Source organism: Clostridium sp. (assembly GCF_036781005.1).
Taxonomy (GTDB): Bacteria; Bacillota; Clostridia; order Clostridiales; family Clostridiaceae; genus Clostridium_B.
The window spans coordinates 48,351-65,815 of record NZ_DAIQBT010000005.1 but is presented as its reverse complement, the minus strand read 5'-3'; the positions used below and the strand labels follow the sequence as shown (position 1 = coordinate 65,815).

Below are 17,465 nucleotides of genomic sequence, written 5' to 3'. Positions count from 1 at the left end.
ACTAATCTTTAATACAATTTTATTTTATCAGGCCATGCTTCTTGTTTTAATATTCTCCAGGTTTTATCTATATAGTAGTGAGTATAGGCTTGTTCAACTAGGTGATAAGCATAGGCTCCTTTTTTGGTTAATTCGTAACCCTCTTTTGTTTTAATAATAAGTCCTAGAAGTACTCCAAGCCATAATTCCAGTTTGAATATATGTTCTAATTTGGTGTCAAAAAGCTTTTTAAAGTGGTTACTATGGATTTTTAAAGTATAACAATTCCAAAACAGCCAGTAAAGGGCACGGGTTTTCCTGCTAAAATTTAAAGTAAGAGAAGTGGGTATCTTATTGTTATTTATACAGTTTATATACTCCGATACTGAGAAAGTATTAATTTTAAAAAAATCCTTTAAAATAGTAGCAGCACTTGAGCCAAAGCCTATAAAGTTATCCCTTGTAATAGAGGAGTATTGGGGAATATCCTTCCTTCCAAAAGTCCATACAGCAGTTCTGCTACAATTAAGTTCTCTGCTTATTGTTTCAAGGCATTGAAAAAGTTCCTTTTTGTATTTTTTACCTAAAGGTTTACTTTTATTATCTGCATAGGAAAAATCAATAAAAGGATAGGTAGAAACTTGAGTTGCTCCTGAATTAAATGCAGTAGTAAAATCATTTTTTAAATCTTCCTTGGTCTGTCCCTTTATACCAAACATTAGATTCACATCTATGGTGGTAAAGCCTGAAGCGGCTGCTATTTTTACCTTTTCAGTACCATTTATGTACCCTCTATCTAAAATTTTTAAGCATTTTTCCTGAAAAGACTGAATACCTATGCTAACCATATCAAAGCCAATATTTTTTAGCTTTAGAAGATCTTCCTCATTAATATCCTGTGGATGAAGTTCTATACCTATGTTGGATCTTATATGAAAGTTATTTTTAAGTACAGTCAAAATATCAGAAAGTTCATCAAGCATAAGTGCCGGTGAACCGCCTCCAAAATATACACTGCTTATTTCATTATTTTTGTTATTTAAAGCACTTACCATATGGATTTCTTTTATTAAAGCATCCTTGTAAGAAGAAGCCAAAGCCTTATCGTACTTTACTTTGTTATAAGGGCAAAAAGGACAAAGAGTGGTGCAAAAGGGGATGTGGATATATATACCAAGCTCTTGAATATTTGTATCAAAATTATAGTTATCTTCATTGGTAAAAATAAAGGGCTTTAAGGATCCTGTAAAAAGGAACCTCAATAAATTTGTAATCATTAAGCAGCACTCCTAAACATATTTTAAATAAGTTTTTAGCATATCAATAATAACTTTAATATTTCTCCTGCAAAGAAGATAAAATTCGGGGGCGAAAAGATAACTGCATTTTTTACAGAGACCTTCAATATAAAAAGCTATTTTTCAAGTTCCTTTAATCTTTTTTGTATATAATCAAAATCAAAGGATGAACATATTCTCATATTTTTGTTATTTAAAATTCTATAATGTTTTGATATTATATTCTGTTGAATTTTATAAGTACTTTTGAGTTCAATATCTCTCCACCATATATGTCCACCTAGGGTTTTTTCATAAGTTTTATTATCATAACTGTTGAAAGCTAAAGTTAGTATAATATTCTCTGTATCATCTCCAAAAGCTAGTTGTAAAATTTCACTGTCTTTAAAAATAGTGCATGCAGCAACAGCAGTAGTCCATCCCAAGGAATGACGTCCTTTTTCTATTTGAATTAAGGTTTTCTTCGATATACCTAGCATATCAGCCATTTTATCTTGGGTATAGTTTTTTTCATTTCTTAAAAGTTTGATTTTTGAATCTACTATTTTTATAAACTCTTCTTGTGTCATGGTAGTCCTCTCATTAATAATATTTTTAATAGGATATAGTTATTCTTTTATAGCAATTAATTATATTATAGTGTAATTATACACTATAGTATAATGTTGAGCAAGCTATATAATTTACAATAACACATAGCTAATCTTGAAAAAACTCTTAAATAGCTGGTAAAGTCATTAAGAAAAATTTTTGTAGTTATCTGTTAGTGAAAACTATATAGTGGTTCAAGACGTAATTAAGTGGATACCTAATTTGTAAATAAATTAAAATATTTCCATATAGTTACTTGTAAAAAGAATAAAAAATATGCATGATAGTATTGCCAAAATCACCTAAAAAAAGAAGGAAACTATCATGCATAATAAAATTATAAATGGTTTAAAAAACTTTTTCAAGAAAAATAGTACAAAAAATATTGATATAGATAAATTAAAAAGTGAGAACCTGTGTTTAGGAGTTGAATCACCTGATAAATCAACAAAAATTGTAGATACAGCCTTTACTAAGTCGCAACAAAATTTTAATGTAACACCTGAACAGCTGAAAATTCTTGAAAAAATAGCAGGTAGCAGCAATGTATAACTTAATCAAAGAAAGAGCTAAAATTATTTTAGAACTATTAGAGAAACCAAACAGTTCTACTGTTTCAAAGCATAGTTTATTAACAATGTACCTATATAATTTACACTAACAGATGATTATAAAAATTTTTCTTAATAGAATAAAATTTTTCCAACCGACTTTTAAAGTAAAAGTAGTTCTATCTGTTTAAATACAATGGTTTTGGGTAGTTTTTTATGTCTATTCTGAAAAATAGAAAACGGTTGGAAAAATTTCGATTAAACTCTTTATTATCAATGTTTTTAGGGTTATAATAAAAATAAAAAATGCTTAATTTACGTTAGGTTGAACCTTAACAAGGATTGTATTTAAATCATCGTTCTATCACTAAAATGTAGAGAATAAGAAAAAATGAAAGAAGAGCATTAGGGAAAGTCTTTAAAAAGTATTAGACTTTAAGTTAAAAAATGGATATGAATCGATGCGAAATGAAATAGAAAACAGAGTAGATAGTCTGCTCTGTTTTAATTTTTTTGATTATGAATTCATTAAAATAGTAGTGAAAAAATTAATAAAAATTTGATATAATAAAGTTAAGAGATGAATCACAAAATATGAGGACGTGAAAGCTTTTGACAAAGAAACATGATTTTGATACAGCATGGAAAACAATATTGGAAGCATTTGAAGTAGAAATAGTAGAGCTGCTTTTCCCGGAACTTTTTTGTAAAATAGCATGGGAACTTGGGACAGAATCTTTAGATAAGGAATTAAATGAAATACAAAAAGAGATATTTGACAAGAAGAGTAGTGAAAAAATAATTTCGGATAAGATTATAAAGGTGAAATTTAAGCATGGGGAAAGCAAAATACTATTTATACATGTGGAAGTACAAAGTTACAGCAGTGGGCATGAAGTCTTTGGGGAGAGGATGTTCAGATATTTTTACAGGATATGGGATAGGTTTAGGTATAAGTATGATGATAAATCTGAAATAGTGGCGGCGGCAATCTATACCTATAAAGGAGAAAGAGGAAAAGATAAAAGATACGTATACAAATTGCCGGAACTTTCAGAAGACATACTTGTATATAATTTCAGGACCATAGACGTTGAGCAAATAAAACTTGAAAGTATAAGTGATAAAAATCCTTTGAAATTGGTATTTAAAATGGGTAAAAAATTATTAAATACAGGTATAACAGATGAAGAAATATATAATGCAAAAATAGAATTGGCGAGGGAACTTAAAGGTTATGATAAAGTGAAAAACAATGAACAGGTGAAGGCATTAGTAGATTTTTTAGAATATTTATTTTTAATTGAAAATCCAGAATTAGAAAACAAATATCATGAATTTAAAAAATCACAGGGAGGTGTGTTCAATATGTCTGTTGATGAAATAAGAAAAATACACTACACACAGAAAGGCAGAGAAGAAGGCAGAGAAGAGGGGATAAAAGAGGGCATAAAAGAAGGCATAAAAGAAGGTAGAAAAGAAGAAAAGATAAAAATAGCAAAAAGTTTACTCGATATATTAGATATAAAAATAATTGCTGAAAAAACGGGTTTGACAGTGGAGGAAATAGAGAAATTTAAACATTAGTAATTTTACAGGCTGCTTGGTATGGATGAAATGAAAGGCTTAAGGTAAGTTCCCGAGTCCCTCATAAAAGAGGTAGATTGTCAGTTGAAAGATAAACAAAAATGGAAAACAGAGTAGATAGTTTGCTCTGTTTTTCTTTTTGAGCCTTTAAAAAACTTTGTGTGAAGTGAATAAAAAACACTCTTTCAAGGCAATAATTTTAGATGATAAATTTATAATTATTTACATAGAGGAGTAGTTTTTTATGTCGAATATTTCTAAAGAAATTTTAAGAAATTATGTTAATGAACAAAAGTTTAGAAATCCTGATGAAGTTCTAGCTGCTATGAAGGAAATGTTTAAAGATGTTCTTCAAGAAGCACTGGAAGCAGAAATGGATACCCAGTTTGGAATGGATTTAAAGATGCAATAGGAGCTGTATATCCTTTTGCCAAAATCCAGAGATGTATAATTCATCAGCTGAGAAGCAGTATGAAATACATACCATATAAAGATAAAAAGGCATTTGCAAAAGACTTGAAAGCTGTCTATGGTGCAGTAAATGAGGATGCCGCACTTGAGAATCTCATGGATGCAAAAGAAAAATGGGAAAGCAAATACCCAAATGCCATAAAAAGTTGGGAAGACAACTGGGATAACCTTGTAACCTTCTTCATGTTTCCTGATTATATCCGTAAAATCATGTATACTACAAATGCCATAGAGAGCCTTAACAGTCAGTTTAGGAAAATAACCAAAACTAAGCTTATATTTCCAAGTGACGATAGTCTAATGAAAATGTTATATCTTGCCACACAGAGAATAAGCAGGAAATGGACCCGTTCCTATGAAAATTGGGATATGGTTGTAAATCAGCTTAATATCTTATTCAGCGAAATATTAAACAAAGGAGCATAGCACCCACCAGGGACTCTTATCGCATGTGTTCTGTAGATTTATAATAACAGTGAAATTAAATATTGTTAATGCCTGAATAGGTACAAGTTAGCACAACGGTTAAAATTAAATATTTTTTCTATATAATTAGCTGTCCATAATATCTTTTTCTTTCAATTTCCCATAAGGAACATTTTTATATATTTGTCAAGGGGTTTTTGAAATTTGACATAAAAAGGGACAGTGTATATGTTTCTTATATACACTGTCCTTTATTTGTCACTGTTATTATCTTAACTAAATGGTATTGAGCTCTAAGATGTTCTTTTTTGCACTAGCTTACACCTTCTTAGCCTTGCTATGTTTTAATGCAATAGAAACCGCCACGAGGAATCCGCCCCACAAACCACCGCATCCGATGATCATCATGATAATTGCTCCAGTATTCATGTTATTCAACCTCCTTATGTTTGGACAGGTCTGCATAACCATCCTTACCCTTCATAGAGGTAAGGATAATTGTTGCGATAATTCCGACAAGAAGAGATCCCCATCCAAATACAACAACGTCAATGGTGGCATAGTTGCCATAACCATTCCTGATATATCCAATGGTATTGGATATGACCATAAAGCCGAGTACGATGACCGTGACGATTTTCAGTGCGTAAATCCACCATTTTCCTATGCTGAAATTAGAGAATTCATTGGCCTCCTGACGGAGAGTTTCTAGATTAAAGAACCAGCCAATCAAAAATACTTCCAGCAAGCCTGCACCTGCGACGCCTATGTTATTGATAAACGCATCAACGATATCCAAAATATTAAGTCCCGCTCCGGTAATAAACAGGATGCTGATAAAAAAGGCCGGAACAATGACAATGGTCGTTGCTTTTTTATGTTCGAGCTCAAATTTATCGGCAATACCAGAAATAACTGCCTGAATAATTGAGATTAGTGAGGTAAACCCGGCAAACAGCAGCGTGCCGAAGAAGCAAACTCCGATCAATCCGTTCATTGCCGGCAGTGAGTTAATTGCTTCCGGAAAGACCATGAAAGCTAGTCCAACTCCACCTGCGGCTACTTCTTTTACGGCCACACCCTGCATGTGAGCCATGTATCCTAGGATGCTGAACACACCGATCCCCGCAAACAGTTCAAATCCATGATTTGCAGTGGCCGTAATAAATGCACTGTTTACTACGTCTGTATCTTTTGGTAGATAACTGGAATATGCAATCATAATTGCAAATGCAATACTCAAGCTGAAAAAGACCTGACCGTAAGCGGCCACCCAAACGCTGGAATCGGTAATCTTCTCCCAATTTGGAGTGAATAGATAGTTCAAACCGTCTATAGCCCCCGGCAGTGTGATGCCTCTTACTACCAGTATTGCAGTCAATATCAACAATGCCGGCAATGCGATTTTGCATGCTATTTCAATTCCCTTGCTGACGCCCCTATACATTATAAAAGCGGCCACGATCCAAATAGCCAGGAAAGGTCCCACAAGATTTCCCTGTATACCTCCCAGTTTAAGGGCACTCGAGGATACCCCCAGATACTTTAAAAAGAAGTTAGTCGGATCATTACCCCATGCTTGAGTAAAGGCAAACCCGATATAACTGATTACCCAAACGATGATGGCCAAGTAATAAACGGTAATTATAAAGGCCACCATGACCTGAAACCAGCCCAGCCATTCAAATTTTTTGTTGATTCGAGCCAAAGCGACAGGTGCCCCTCCCCTGTAGCTTTTACCAATAGTGTATTCTAGAATAAGAATAGGAATACCCGCCGTAATAATTGCGAAAAAATAAGGTACAAGAAACGCACCGCCTCCGTTTTCTACTGCAGTATACGGAAAACGCCAAATATTTCCGAGACCCACAGCGGAACCGATTGCAGCTAATAGGAAACCCAGTTTAGAATTCCAACGATCCCTTTTCAAAATAAAACCTCCCTTTGTTATAATAGTTAAAAATAATTTTAGGTACTAATAAACACATTGCAGACGTATGTATTAATACTTCCATTATTATTATATATGACAAAGTTCAGAACTGGCAAGTGTACAGGAATTATAAATTTACTGTCCGTAGGTTTAGCTTTAAGCATACAAATTGTGGGGAAATGTTTAGAAAGTTATAGAAAGAAAAGCAAGTAATTCTATAGTATTTTTTATATTGTCAGTAGAATCTTGTGTGGAAGCTTTAAGTTCCTGCGTAATCAACCAGAAAATTGTATCTTGATGTATCAAAGGTTTTTAGCTTACTTGATAATTTGATAAAAATTCCTCACTTTTTTCCTTTGATAATAATCCCTTAAAAGTTATTAAAAATATACTTTTTTCTGGCTTGATTTGTAATTTATACATATAAATTCCTTTCGTTAAAATTATAAATATTAATTTAGGTAAATCAAATAATCAAAACTTTGTGCAATATAAAATAAAAACTTGAATACCTTTGTGGATTATATAGTTCTTTTTTTTCAACGTGTTGTATAATGCTGTTAGAAGCATTCTTGTTATAGTAATGATTGCTTTCTTGTGGTAGCGATGTTTCGTATCGGTTACGAATTTCTGGGTGTTTTTCACTTTTTACCACGGAATTAGTATTGCACTCTTGTAGAACTTTTACTAAAAGTGTCCTAAGCAACGTTTCCTAATTGAATATTAGAAACTTGGATGTGCAAGTACAATAGAATAGTCTTTCAATCAAATCTTTTGGGATTAAATACAATAATAGAAGCTTCAAGAGCAGGTGAACATGGTAGGGGTTCTTCCATAGTAGCATCTGAAATGAGAAAATTAGCAAACTATATTAATAGACAAGTTTGCCAATAGTCAATTTCCTATTTAATTATGTCTTGAACCACTTTTTTTCCCGTAGCAAACATCAACTTTTTCTTCAAGAGAGATTAAAAATTTTTTTAAGAATGTTTTTTCTTCATCAGAACTATCTTTTAAAATATTGTTAACAAGATCATCAAACTCCTGATGGATTTTTTCATGGTGTAAATGTGCAGTTTCTCCTTTAGGTGTTAGTCGTAGTATTAGTCTTGATAAGTTATGTGGGTCAATCTCTTTGATGATCATGCCTTTTTTCTGAAGTCTCATGATTATTTGGGAAACTGCTCCTTTCGTCACTCCCAATTTTTCTGCAAGACCAGTAACATGAATACCTTCATTTTCTTTTATAGCTTTAATCATGTGAATTTCCGCCTCAAAAAGCTGTTTATCTGTTCCATAATAATTAGTTTGTTTATCAAGTTCAGAAATCTTTATACCTAATCTTAGAAGAGTATAACTAATTTTTAATTTATTATCAAAATTTAAATTCATCATATTATTAGTGTATAGTATATAAACGCTTTTGTCAATGTGGAGATTGTAATAATAAAAAGATATTATTGCATAACAATAAAAGTACTCCTTAAGGTATTGCTAAATAACTTTTGAAGACTACTTGACAAAAGTGTATAGGATGTATACACTTTTAATATATTGAAAATAGTGTTTTCAGTGCTCTATTATCTAATATTGCAAATTTGTCTTAGAATGTAAATGCTATGCTAATGGTTTCTAAAGTGGTATTTTTTACGTAAAGTGTATAGTATCTATACCATTAGATAATGCAAATTAAACTTTGCCATCTTAATTAGTTTGTAGATAAATAAAAAAACATAATATATTTTTTATTTGAATGGGTGCTGTATACATATGAAAGGATTTGATTATTATGGATTCGAATGACCAAAAGTTTCAAATGATGAGGGATGAAAAAATCTCCAAAGCATTGATTAAACTGGGTATACCAACTATGATTGGTATGATGGTTTCCGCTCTTTATAGTGTAGTGGATGCTTATTTTGTTGGAGGACTGGGCACCAGCCAAATAGGTGCAGTGTCTGTAGTATTTCCAATAGTACAAATTATTGTGGGTCTTGGTATGACCTTTGGAAGTGGAGCAGCTTCCTACATTTCCCGGCTCCTTGGGGAGGGAAACTCAGATGAGGCAAACAAAACAGCATCAACAACGTTATTTACTAGTCTTTTCGTGGGAATAATATCGATCATTATTTCACTATGTTTTCTAGATAATATACTGGTAGCTTTGGGTGCTACAGAGACAATACTACCATATGCTAGAGCCTATGCTGTGATCTATATTTCAGGCTCTATAATGAATATTTTCAATGTAACTATGAATAACATCATAACCTCAGAAGGTATGGCAAGATTCACCATGATATCTATGCTTATTGGTGGAGGGCTCAATGTGATATTAGCACCTATTTTTATCTTTCTCTTAGGATTTGGTATACAAGGGGCAGCTGCTGCAACAGTTGTTTCTCAGGCTGCAACTACTTCTTTCTACTTATGGTATATCCTGTGTAAAAAGGGTTGTTTGCGTTTTTCTATTGGTTACTTCAATTTTAATGGTAGGATATATAAGGAGATTCTAAAAGTAGGGGTGCCTATTCTTGTTTTTCAGATTTTATCCAGTGTTGCTATGGGACTTTCAAATACTGCGGCAAGTAGTTATGGAGATTCTGTGATAGCTGCTGTAGGTGTGGTAACGCGAATTATGACACTTGGAACCTATGTGGTGTTTGGATTTATGAAGGGTTTTCAGCCACTAGCTGGTTATAATTATGGTGCCCAAAATTACGATAGACTTAATGAAGCCACAAAAGTATCCCTCAAATGGACAACGATATTTTGTGCAGTAGTGGCGTTTTTTATGATTATAATTCCTGAACAAATCATGTTAATGTTTTCTGAAAATGACAGGATGCTCATCTATATGGGAAGTAGATTATTGAGGGCAAATGGAAGTGTGTTTACACTGTTTGGGTTACAGATGGTATATATGTCCTTGTTTCTTGCACTTGGAAAGGGGAAAGAAGGAGGAATTCTTAGCATCAGCCGTCAGGGAATATTCTTTATTCCAGCTATTTTGATTATGCCACATTTATTTGGAATTGAAGGAGTTATCTGGGCACAGCCTGCTGCGGATTTTTTAACGGTTATTTTAACCACAATATTTGCTTTATCATTAAAGAAAAAGCTGAAGATCTTGAAAAGGAATATTTTTATTAAGAATAAAACAATTTGATTCTTTATCTATTTTTTTGTTATCATGGGTTTTGTCAAAAATACTGGTATATTACGGAAAATGATCTAGTTTTAAAAGTATAATTATCTGCCTCAATGATAATCTATTTGGTATAATTATTATTGATATATACAATAAGGTTAAGATTGGAAGGATAAATCAATACGTGATCACAGGAGGAAATAACTTTGACATTACAACAGTTAAAATATATCGTTGAAGTTGCGGATAAGGGCTCTATTACTGAAGCCGCAAAAAATTTATTTATTTCTCAACCAAGTCTGTCGGCTTCTATAAAAGAATTAGAAGCCGAAATAAAGACAACAATTTTTGTTCGTACCAACAGAGGAATTACTGTTTCAAATGAGGGTGCAGACTTTTTAGGTTATGCCCGCCAAATATTACAACAGGTAGTGTTGGTTGAAGATAGATATATCAACGCCACACCTTCAAAACAACGTTTTTCAGTTTCAACACACCATTATACTTTTGCAGCTAATGCTTTTGTAGATTTAATTAAAGAGTTTGGTGGTGATGAATATGAATTTACTTTTCGTGAGACAAAAACCTATGACATTATTGAAGATGTTAAAAGTTTACAGAGTGAACTGGGCATAATCTATTTAAGCAGTTTTAATGAGCACATTATTCGTAAATATTTAAATGAAAGTAATCTCATTTTTTCCGAGTTATTTGTGGCAACTCCCCATATTTTTATTTGTAAAGAGAACCCTTTAGCTAGCCGTTCCAGCGTTACCATTGACGATTTAGAGGATCTACCTTACCTGGAGTATGAACAAGGAGAACATAACTCTTTTTATTTTTCCGAAGAAATACTAAGTACCCTAAACCATAAAAAAACAATAAAAGTGAGTGATCGTGCGGCGGTAGTTAACCTTTTGATTGGTGTAAATGCCTATACTATTTCTACGGGCGTATTTCCATCATATTTGCACGGAGACGATATTATTGCAATTCCGTTGGAGGTTGATGAAAAAATCCAGGTTGGTGTTATTACTCACAAGGACTATATACCCACCCGGTTAGGTGAAATTTATTTATTGGCATTAAAAAGAATTGCACAAAAATTTATATAGTAAACGGCTTATTTTATAATATGGTCTGAAATAGTTTTAACCTATTTCAGGCCATAGTTTTTTTATGTTTTCCTATGTCAAGACTTCACGATATCATATATACAAGGGGGTGATTATCATTTCACAGAGAAAGGCCGATTTGATTATAGCCTTAATTACAATTGCATGGGGATCATCTTATCTCTTCATGAAAATGGGATTAGACAGTATTGATGTTTTTAATTTAGTTGCCCTGCGTTTTGGAATTGCCTTTTTGTTAACTGCCCCAATTTTTTATAAAAAGTTATGTAATATAGATAAAAAGACATTACTATACGGAGGGATACTAGGAGCGGCACTGTTCTGTGTACTTTCAACACTTATGTTTGGATTAAAAACAACTTCCGCATCAAGTGCAGGTTTTCTAGCAGGAACAACTGTCATTTTTGTACCACTGCTTCAAATTATTATTCATGGAAAAAAACCTACATTGCCCATAACAGCTGGTGTATTTTTAACGATAATTGGGATTGGCTTGCTTACGATAGACATCACATTTCAACTTGATAAAAAATCTTTGCTTTGCGTATTGGCTGCATTCATTTATGCAGGTCAAATTCTGCTTACAAGTTATTTTTCCAAAATGGTTGATCCGTTAGCATTGGGAGTATTACAATTAGGATTTGCAGGGATATTTGGATTGCTATTTTCCTTTATATTTGAGCAGCCCAGATTGCCAGCCAATTCTGTTGAATGGCTTGCTGTATTATCTCTAAGTGTGGTATGTAGTGCTTTTGGTTTTATATTGCAACCGGTTGCTCAGAAATACACAACTCCTGAACGTACGGGTATTCTATTTTCTCTTGAACCTGTTTTTTCAGCCATATTTGGATTTATTTTTCTCCATGAGGTCTTAAAAGTTCAAGGTTATCTGGGAGCAATACTTGTATTTTCCGGGGTTATCATTTCTGGTATAAATAAAAAAAGGTGTGTTTTAAAATCAATTACCAAAGAGAAATAATAATGATACTATTCATATAGATGCCGCTGTCTATTTTCAGTAATGAAAAAAAGCAATATTTAGTATATAATTTATATATATGTAAAAAAGTTCAGTGGATATGTTAAAACACAGGCTGAGGGGTTGGGTATATGTAAAATTTTTCATTTATGCATAAAAATGGCCTATGTTGGCTAAGCTTGGGACTCAGGGAGAGAGTTATCTGCACAGGGACAGCAATGCAACAATGTTAAAAATGCGTATGTTTGGAGAGAAGATAATTGATTATATATTGGTAATGTATAATGTCTGGTTTCTATGTACAAAATAGCTGCATGGTTTTATATTAGGATTACAAAGGATACTTCAATTAAACCTTTAACATATAAAATACCAAAACGTGAGCCAGTTAGTAATAAGGTCTATGATATAGAAGCTTATGATAAAGAAAAAGAAAAGATTAAAGAAGAACATACTAAAGAGGTGACGGCTGTAAAGGAATATACAGCTAAATTGGTTCAAACTGAAGAAGATAAAAAAATACAAAAAGAGGTTGAAAGTACTTTACAATTTAATGAATCACAAACAAGGAAGAAACTTAATGATATAATGCTGAAAGATGCAGGTTGGGATATAAATAATAAGGAGTCAGTAAAACTTGAATTACCTTTAGAAAATCATAAGGAAAAAGGTAAAACAGGATACGCTGATTATGTACTTTTTAATAAAAAAGAAGCCTGTGGCAGTGGTTGAAGCTAGAGGAAGAAGGCTATGACGGTGATGAAATAGATTATGATAAGAAAGAACTGGAGAAGAAAATTACTAATAAAGCCAACAGGTATATTTTAAGAACCTTGATGGAAAAAAGGATAAAGGTAGGGGATTATATTGGCAAGAGCATAATATTTGCTAGGAATAAGAAGTATGCCAATCTTTTGGATTCACTATTTAATGAGCTTTATCCTCAATATAAAGGAAAGCTTACAGCAGTAATTTATTCAGATATGAAGGATAAATCTATTTTAATAGAAAAATTTAAAGAAGAAGATTTTCCTAGAGTAGCTATTTCAGTGGATCTTATTGATACAGGCATAGATATGCCAAAGATTGTGAACCTGGTATTTGCAAAGCCTATTTATTCAAAGGTAAAGTTCTAACAGATGATAGGAAGAGGAACCAGGATATATGAAAACCTATTTGGAGAGGGACAGGATAAAAAAGAATTTGCAATTTTTGACTGTTATAAGAATTTTCAGTTCTTTGAAATGCATGCAAAGGGATATGAACCAAAACCTCAGAAAACTTCTGTTCAGCTAAGATTTGAAATCATGTGCAGCCTTTTAGAAATATTTAAACAAAAGGGAGAGTTGAATATATGTGAGGCATTTGCAGCTAAATTAAAGGGAGATATAGAAGAACTACCAGAGAACAGTATAAAAATCAAAAAGAATAGAAAGAAAATAGAACAGGTAAAAAGAGAAGAGTACTGGAACAATTTAAGCGAGGATCTTATTAAAAAATTAAAACTTGAAATTGCTCCATTGACAAAATGGATAGAAGGCGTAGATAATTCAGATTCAGTGGCATTTGACAATTTTATTTATAAAATTATGGTTAACAATATTTCAAATGATAATGATATTGCACGGAATCGGGGAATATCATTTGCAGCATTATTTGCAGAATCCTACACAAATTTCAACCCAAATGGTGTTGATGGTATATTTGGTAAAATGACAGATGATGTATTGAATTGATTGAACCCTTTAGGGCATGGTATATTTCTTAGGAAGGAAAAGGGGAAATTCTTTTTAATCGAACTAATAGTAAATTAGTTGGAAAGACAACAGTTTATAAAGAACAAGAACCTATGGCTTATGCTGGATATTTAGTAAAAGCAATACCAAATCAAAAAGCAAATGGAGTATTTATTGCAACATATATGAATACTAAATATATTAAATCAAAATTATTTAATATGGCAAAGAATATTGTAGGAATGGTAAATATAAATGCAGAAGAATTTAAAAAAATAGATATTTATATTCCACCAATAGAACTACAAAACCAGTTCACAGACTTCATTAATCAAGTCGACAAATTGAAATTTAAAATGAAAAAGAGCTTAAAAGAATTAGAAGATAACTTTAATTCACTAATGAAAAAGGCTTTTAATGGCGGATTATTTAATTAAGATTTTATAATTGTATATTGTTTAGGATTAAATTAATAATATGAGAAAACTAAAGGTGTCATGATACAGAAAAGCTTTTAAGAGGAAGTGAAATTTTTATCCATTTTTAAACAAAAAATAATTTCTCTGTTTAAAATAATCATAAAAAGTTAGGTGAAATTCTCTTTAGATATTTATCGGCAAAGTAATGCCTTAATATGGTATAATAAAAACTGTGAATACTGGATTGAGACTGTGAAAAAATATATTGTTTTTAAAAGGAAAGGAAAGAAAATGATAGATGTAAACAAGGAATTACAACGGTATAGTTTAGAAGATATTGAAATTGATTTTGAAAGTGATATTTCAGAACTTTTGAATGCTTTTAATAAAATATTTGAAAAAATCGGTAAGCAGCAATATAAATCTGCAACAAACATGGAAGAAATTTTAGAAATAATTGATGAAATCAAAGAAGATAATGAATCACTGAAATCTTTTAAAAATGATGTAAAATCAATGGATAAGGAAAATCAAATCCTTATAAAAACACTGATAGAAGTTGCTGACTTATTTGAAGATATATACATATATAGTAGAAAATCATCAAATCAAGCTTTAAAAGAACAGATGGGTCTTCAATGGAATAAGTTGGAGCAGATTCTGCTAACTTGTGGATTAACACGTTTTGGTAAAGAGGAAGATATGTTTAATAGCCATTTGCATATACCAAAGGAAACTAAAGAAAATGGACATATAAATCAAATTCAAATATTAGAAATTATGAAAAGTGGTTATATATATAGAGGAGAGGTAATTAGAAAAGCTGAAGTTGTTGTGAATGGTATTGAGAGATAACTTAATAATTGGATTTGTATATTATGAGAATGTTTATATAATTTTAAAGTAAAGAAGGTGAAAAATAAGGTGAGTAAAATCATAGGAATTGACCTTGGAACATCTACTTCTGAGGTAGCAGTAATAGAAAATAATAAACCAGTTGTTATTAAAAATAAAGAGAAAAAATTGATAACACCTTCAGTTGTGGAAATTTCAGATAGCGGAGAAATTATTGTAGGTGAGTATGCAAGAGAACAGCTTTTAATAAAACCTGATAACACGGTAATGGAAGTAAAGCGTCTTATGGGAACCGACAAGAAAATAAGTTTAGCTCATAATGAATATACACCTCAACAAATATCTTCATACATATTAAAATATTTAAAGTCTTGTGCTGAAGATTATTTAGAGGAGAAAATAGAAAGAGCTGTGATTACGGTTCCGGCATATTTTACAGATGAACAGAGAAGGGCAACAGTTCAGGCAGGAGAAATGGCGGGGTTTAAAGTAGAAAGAATTATAAATGAGCCTACAGCAGCGGCTCTGGCATATGGAATTGAACATATGGAAGATGAGAAACATATACTGGTTTACGATCTTGGTGGAGGAACTTTGGATGTTACTCTTCTTGAAATGTTTGAAGGCGTTTTAGAGGTTAAGGCTAGCAGCGGCAACAACAAGCTAGGTGGAAAAGATTTTGATGAAAAACTGATGAATATGATAATTAATGATTTTCAAGAAAAAGAAGGCATAAATCTTAGAACGGATTTAAGGGCTGTTGCTAGAATAAAAGAAGCTGCAGAGAATTGTAAAATTGCTTTAAGTGTAGAAGAGGAATATAATATAAATTTGCCCTTTATAGCTGAGAAAAATAATCAACCGATTGGCTTAGTAAGAAAAGTTACAAGAAGTGAATTTGAGGAGCTTATATGGGAATTGGTAAAATCTACAGAAGAATCAATAAATGTAGTATTAAAAGATTCAAAAATTTTAAAAACAGATATAGATATAGTTCTTTTGGTAGGAGGATCAACTAGAATACCCATTATAAAAGAATTTTTAAAGGAAATTCTTGATAAAGAACCAAAGACATTGGTTGATCCTGATATGGCGGTAGTTATGGGAGCAGCTGTTCAGGCAGGAATAATAAATAATGAGCTGTCACAAGATAATGATATATTGATCACAGATGTATGTCCGTATACACTTGGTATTGCAACAATGGAATTTATGGGTGGATTTCCGGTTCCAGATGTTTATGATGTCATAATTCCGAGAAATATAACTATTCCTGTAGTTAAAGAAAAAATATATGGTACTGTTGTAGAAAATCAAGAAAAGGTTGAAATTAAAGTTTATCAAGGCGACTACAAAAAGGCATCCAGAAATAACTTTCTTGGTAATTTTATTCTTGGGGATATTCCTGAAAATGAGGCCTTTAAGGAAAAAATAAAGATAAAGTTTATGTATGATATAAATGGAATACTTCAAGTAGAGGCCCGAATAGTAAGCACAGGTAAGCAAGCTAGCATATCAATTGAAACCACAGGGGTAAAGATGGAAGAGGAAATGGATTTGGACTTGTGGAAAGAATCTGCCAATGCCAGAAAATTTAGAGCAATTATAAAGCGTACGGAAAACATGCTTGAGGAATACTTTGGCAGTAACGAGTACGATGAGCTTGATGAAACATTAAAGAAGTTAAAGAAGGCTATAATAAAGGAAGAAGATAAAAAGATACAAGAACTTAAGGAGAAACTTTCAGATATTCTTTTTGACATGGAGGAATAAAAAATGACATTGGAAGATATGTGGAAAGTCTACTATAACAAAGGACTGATTTTATTTAGAGAAAATAATCTCACGGACGCGTTGGAAGTTCTTAGGAAAGCTGTAGAGTTTAATATATATAATTGGAAGTGTTATAATCTTATGGGATTATGTCTTTATAAAATTGGAAAGTTTAAAGAATGCAAAAATGTATGGAAGAAAAGTATTGAAATCTATGATCAGGTGGATAATCCTGCAGTAAGTTATTTGAATTCCATGGAGGAAGTGGCTTTTAAAAATATGTGTGAGAGATATAATAAAGCCTATAATCTTTCTTTAAACCAGAATTACAAAGAAGCTCTAAATACGCTGTCATATGTTGATATAGAAAAATACCCCGTGGTTATTATTAAAAATTTTTGGGGACTGTGCAGCTATGCTGCAGGAAATAAAAATAAGGCAATTGAAGTATGGAAGGAAGTATTAAGAATTGATACTTCCAACAAACAAGCCTTGTTGTACTTGGCGGAAGTTTGTGAGGCAAAAAAAGAATCTAAAGGATTATTAACACGGCTAAAAGAATTTTTTAATAACTAATTGA

19 protein-coding genes and 3 pseudogenes are annotated in these 17,465 nt (G+C 31.9%); 16 read left to right on the top strand and 6 right to left on the bottom strand.

The window, feature by feature from the left end:
- Nucleotides 1-8: 8 nt before the first annotated feature.
- Nucleotides 9-1,256 carry a radical SAM protein gene (locus tag V7Q02_RS03115; protein WP_333859508.1) on the bottom strand — a complete coding sequence of 416 codons (1,248 nt, stop codon included), beginning with the start codon at nucleotides 1,254-1,256 and terminating at the stop codon, nucleotides 9-11.
- A 137-nt stretch (nucleotides 1,257-1,393) separates the two neighbouring features.
- Nucleotides 1,394-1,846, bottom strand: a complete 453-nt coding sequence (locus tag V7Q02_RS03110) for a helix-turn-helix transcriptional regulator (protein ID WP_333859507.1) — start codon at nucleotides 1,844-1,846, stop codon at nucleotides 1,394-1,396.
- A gap of 346 nt (nucleotides 1,847-2,192) precedes the next feature.
- Here V7Q02_RS03110 and V7Q02_RS03105 point away from each other — a divergent pair, with 346 nt between their 5' ends.
- From V7Q02_RS03105 to V7Q02_RS03090, 4 genes and pseudogenes are all read left to right on the top strand, one after another.
- On the top strand, nucleotides 2,193-2,420 hold the full coding sequence (locus V7Q02_RS03105; protein ID WP_333859506.1) for a hypothetical protein: 228 nt from the start codon (nucleotides 2,193-2,195) through the stop codon (nucleotides 2,418-2,420).
- Nucleotides 2,421-3,031: 611 nt separating this feature from the next.
- Nucleotides 3,032-4,006: an Rpn family recombination-promoting nuclease/putative transposase gene (locus V7Q02_RS03100; RefSeq protein ID WP_333859505.1), complete on the top strand. Its 975-nt coding sequence runs from the start codon at nucleotides 3,032-3,034 to the stop codon at nucleotides 4,004-4,006.
- 244 nt (nucleotides 4,007-4,250) lie between these two features.
- Nucleotides 4,251-4,418, top strand: a complete 168-nt coding sequence (locus tag V7Q02_RS03095) for a hypothetical protein (RefSeq protein WP_333859504.1) — start codon at nucleotides 4,251-4,253, stop codon at nucleotides 4,416-4,418.
- Nucleotides 4,400-4,903: pseudogene (locus V7Q02_RS03090) on the top strand (IS256 family transposase); the annotation flags it as partial. The gene V7Q02_RS03095 and the pseudogene V7Q02_RS03090, both read left to right, overlap by 19 nt.
- 318 nt (nucleotides 4,904-5,221) lie before the next feature.
- On the opposite strand, the gene V7Q02_RS03085 reads toward V7Q02_RS03090, so the two are convergent.
- The 3 genes and pseudogenes from V7Q02_RS03085 to V7Q02_RS15905 all read right to left on the bottom strand — a co-directional run.
- On the bottom strand, nucleotides 5,222-5,332 hold the full coding sequence (locus V7Q02_RS03085; RefSeq protein WP_333859503.1) for a MetS family NSS transporter small subunit: 111 nt from the start codon (nucleotides 5,330-5,332) through the stop codon (nucleotides 5,222-5,224).
- Nucleotide 5,333: 1 nt separating this feature from the next.
- A complete protein-coding gene (locus tag V7Q02_RS03080) occupies nucleotides 5,334-6,836 on the bottom strand; it encodes a sodium-dependent transporter (protein WP_373845139.1) in 1,503 nt (500 codons plus the stop codon).
- A 531-nt stretch (nucleotides 6,837-7,367) separates the two neighbouring features.
- Nucleotides 7,368-7,518 (bottom strand): annotated as a pseudogene (locus V7Q02_RS15905) (IS110 family transposase); the annotation flags it as partial.
- 68 nt (nucleotides 7,519-7,586) lie between these two features.
- Here V7Q02_RS15905 and V7Q02_RS03075 point away from each other — a divergent pair.
- A pseudogene (locus V7Q02_RS03075) lies at nucleotides 7,587-7,715 on the top strand (methyl-accepting chemotaxis protein); the annotation flags it as partial.
- Between the two features lie 27 nt (nucleotides 7,716-7,742).
- Here the strand turns inward: V7Q02_RS03075 and V7Q02_RS03070 are convergent.
- The gene (locus V7Q02_RS03070) at nucleotides 7,743-8,231 is read right to left on the bottom strand and encodes a MarR family winged helix-turn-helix transcriptional regulator (RefSeq protein ID WP_333859501.1); all 489 of its coding nucleotides are present in this window, start codon (nucleotides 8,229-8,231) and stop codon (nucleotides 7,743-7,745) included.
- A gap of 394 nt (nucleotides 8,232-8,625) precedes the next feature.
- On the opposite strand from V7Q02_RS03070, the gene V7Q02_RS03065 reads away from it, so the two are divergent.
- The 11 genes from V7Q02_RS03065 (at nucleotide 8,626) to V7Q02_RS03015 (ending at nucleotide 17,461) form a co-directional block, all read left to right on the top strand.
- Nucleotides 8,626-10,005, top strand: coding sequence for an MATE family efflux transporter (locus V7Q02_RS03065; RefSeq protein WP_333859500.1), 1,380 nt, complete (start codon nucleotides 8,626-8,628; stop codon nucleotides 10,003-10,005).
- 188 nt (nucleotides 10,006-10,193) lie between these two features.
- Nucleotides 10,194-11,102, top strand: coding sequence for a LysR family transcriptional regulator (locus tag V7Q02_RS03060; RefSeq protein ID WP_333859499.1), 909 nt, complete (start codon nucleotides 10,194-10,196; stop codon nucleotides 11,100-11,102).
- A 64-nt stretch (nucleotides 11,103-11,166) separates the two neighbouring features.
- Complete coding sequence (locus tag V7Q02_RS03055; protein WP_333859498.1) at nucleotides 11,167-12,102, top strand: DMT family transporter; 936 nt, start codon at nucleotides 11,167-11,169, stop codon at nucleotides 12,100-12,102.
- Between the two features lie 166 nt (nucleotides 12,103-12,268).
- Nucleotides 12,269-12,412: a hypothetical protein gene (locus tag V7Q02_RS03050; RefSeq protein WP_333859497.1), complete on the top strand. Its 144-nt coding sequence runs from the start codon at nucleotides 12,269-12,271 to the stop codon at nucleotides 12,410-12,412.
- Nucleotides 12,400-12,834, top strand: coding sequence for a hypothetical protein (locus V7Q02_RS03045; RefSeq protein WP_333859496.1), 435 nt, complete (start codon nucleotides 12,400-12,402; stop codon nucleotides 12,832-12,834). Before V7Q02_RS03050 ends, V7Q02_RS03045 begins: the two co-directional genes overlap by 13 nt.
- Complete coding sequence (locus V7Q02_RS03040; RefSeq protein WP_333859495.1) at nucleotides 12,831-13,238, top strand: helicase-related protein; 408 nt, start codon at nucleotides 12,831-12,833, stop codon at nucleotides 13,236-13,238. The genes V7Q02_RS03045 and V7Q02_RS03040 overlap by 4 nt, the downstream gene beginning before the upstream one ends.
- 3 nt (nucleotides 13,239-13,241) lie before the next feature.
- On the top strand, nucleotides 13,242-13,838 hold the full coding sequence (locus tag V7Q02_RS03035; protein WP_333859494.1) for a hypothetical protein: 597 nt from the start codon (nucleotides 13,242-13,244) through the stop codon (nucleotides 13,836-13,838).
- A gap of 47 nt (nucleotides 13,839-13,885) precedes the next feature.
- Nucleotides 13,886-14,275, top strand: a complete 390-nt coding sequence (locus V7Q02_RS03030; RefSeq protein WP_333859573.1) for a restriction endonuclease subunit S — start codon at nucleotides 13,886-13,888, stop codon at nucleotides 14,273-14,275.
- Nucleotides 14,276-14,548: 273 nt separating this feature from the next.
- Nucleotides 14,549-15,112, top strand: a complete 564-nt coding sequence (gene grpE, locus V7Q02_RS03025; protein ID WP_333859493.1) for a nucleotide exchange factor GrpE — start codon at nucleotides 14,549-14,551, stop codon at nucleotides 15,110-15,112.
- A 69-nt stretch (nucleotides 15,113-15,181) separates the two neighbouring features.
- Nucleotides 15,182-16,885 carry an Hsp70 family protein gene (locus V7Q02_RS03020; protein ID WP_333859492.1) on the top strand — a complete coding sequence of 568 codons (1,704 nt, stop codon included), beginning with the start codon at nucleotides 15,182-15,184 and terminating at the stop codon, nucleotides 16,883-16,885.
- 3 nt (nucleotides 16,886-16,888) lie between these two features.
- On the top strand, nucleotides 16,889-17,461 hold the full coding sequence (locus V7Q02_RS03015) for a tetratricopeptide repeat protein (RefSeq protein WP_333859491.1): 573 nt from the start codon (nucleotides 16,889-16,891) through the stop codon (nucleotides 17,459-17,461).
- The last annotated feature ends 4 nt before the right edge of the window (nucleotides 17,462-17,465 follow it).

Bases quoted from the DNA above. Each gene is read 5' to 3' on its own strand.
- V7Q02_RS03115 (WP_333859508.1), bottom strand. From the start codon at position 1,256: ATGATTACAAATTTATTGAGGTTCCTTTTTACAGGATCCTTAAAGCCC.
- V7Q02_RS03110 (WP_333859507.1), bottom strand. From the start codon at position 1,846: ATGACACAAGAAGAGTTTATAAAAATAGTAGATTCAAAAATCAAACTT.
- V7Q02_RS03105 (WP_333859506.1), top strand. From the start codon at position 2,193: ATGCATAATAAAATTATAAATGGTTTAAAAAACTTTTTCAAGAAAAAT.
- V7Q02_RS03095 (WP_333859504.1), top strand. From the start codon at position 4,251: ATGTCGAATATTTCTAAAGAAATTTTAAGAAATTATGTTAATGAACAA.
- V7Q02_RS03085 (WP_333859503.1), bottom strand. From the start codon at position 5,332: ATGAATACTGGAGCAATTATCATGATGATCATCGGATGCGGTGGTTTG.
- V7Q02_RS03070 (WP_333859501.1), bottom strand. From the start codon at position 8,231: ATGATGAATTTAAATTTTGATAATAAATTAAAAATTAGTTATACTCTT.
- V7Q02_RS03065 (WP_333859500.1), top strand. From the start codon at position 8,626: ATGGATTCGAATGACCAAAAGTTTCAAATGATGAGGGATGAAAAAATC.
- V7Q02_RS03055 (WP_333859498.1), top strand. From the start codon at position 11,167: ATGTTTTCCTATGTCAAGACTTCACGATATCATATATACAAGGGGGTG.
- V7Q02_RS03050 (WP_333859497.1), top strand. From the start codon at position 12,269: ATGTTGGCTAAGCTTGGGACTCAGGGAGAGAGTTATCTGCACAGGGAC.
- V7Q02_RS03045 (WP_333859496.1), top strand. From the start codon at position 12,400: ATGTACAAAATAGCTGCATGGTTTTATATTAGGATTACAAAGGATACT.
- V7Q02_RS03035 (WP_333859494.1), top strand. From the start codon at position 13,242: ATGATAGGAAGAGGAACCAGGATATATGAAAACCTATTTGGAGAGGGA.
- grpE (WP_333859493.1), top strand. From the start codon at position 14,549: ATGATAGATGTAAACAAGGAATTACAACGGTATAGTTTAGAAGATATT.
- V7Q02_RS03015 (WP_333859491.1), top strand. From the start codon at position 16,889: ATGACATTGGAAGATATGTGGAAAGTCTACTATAACAAAGGACTGATT.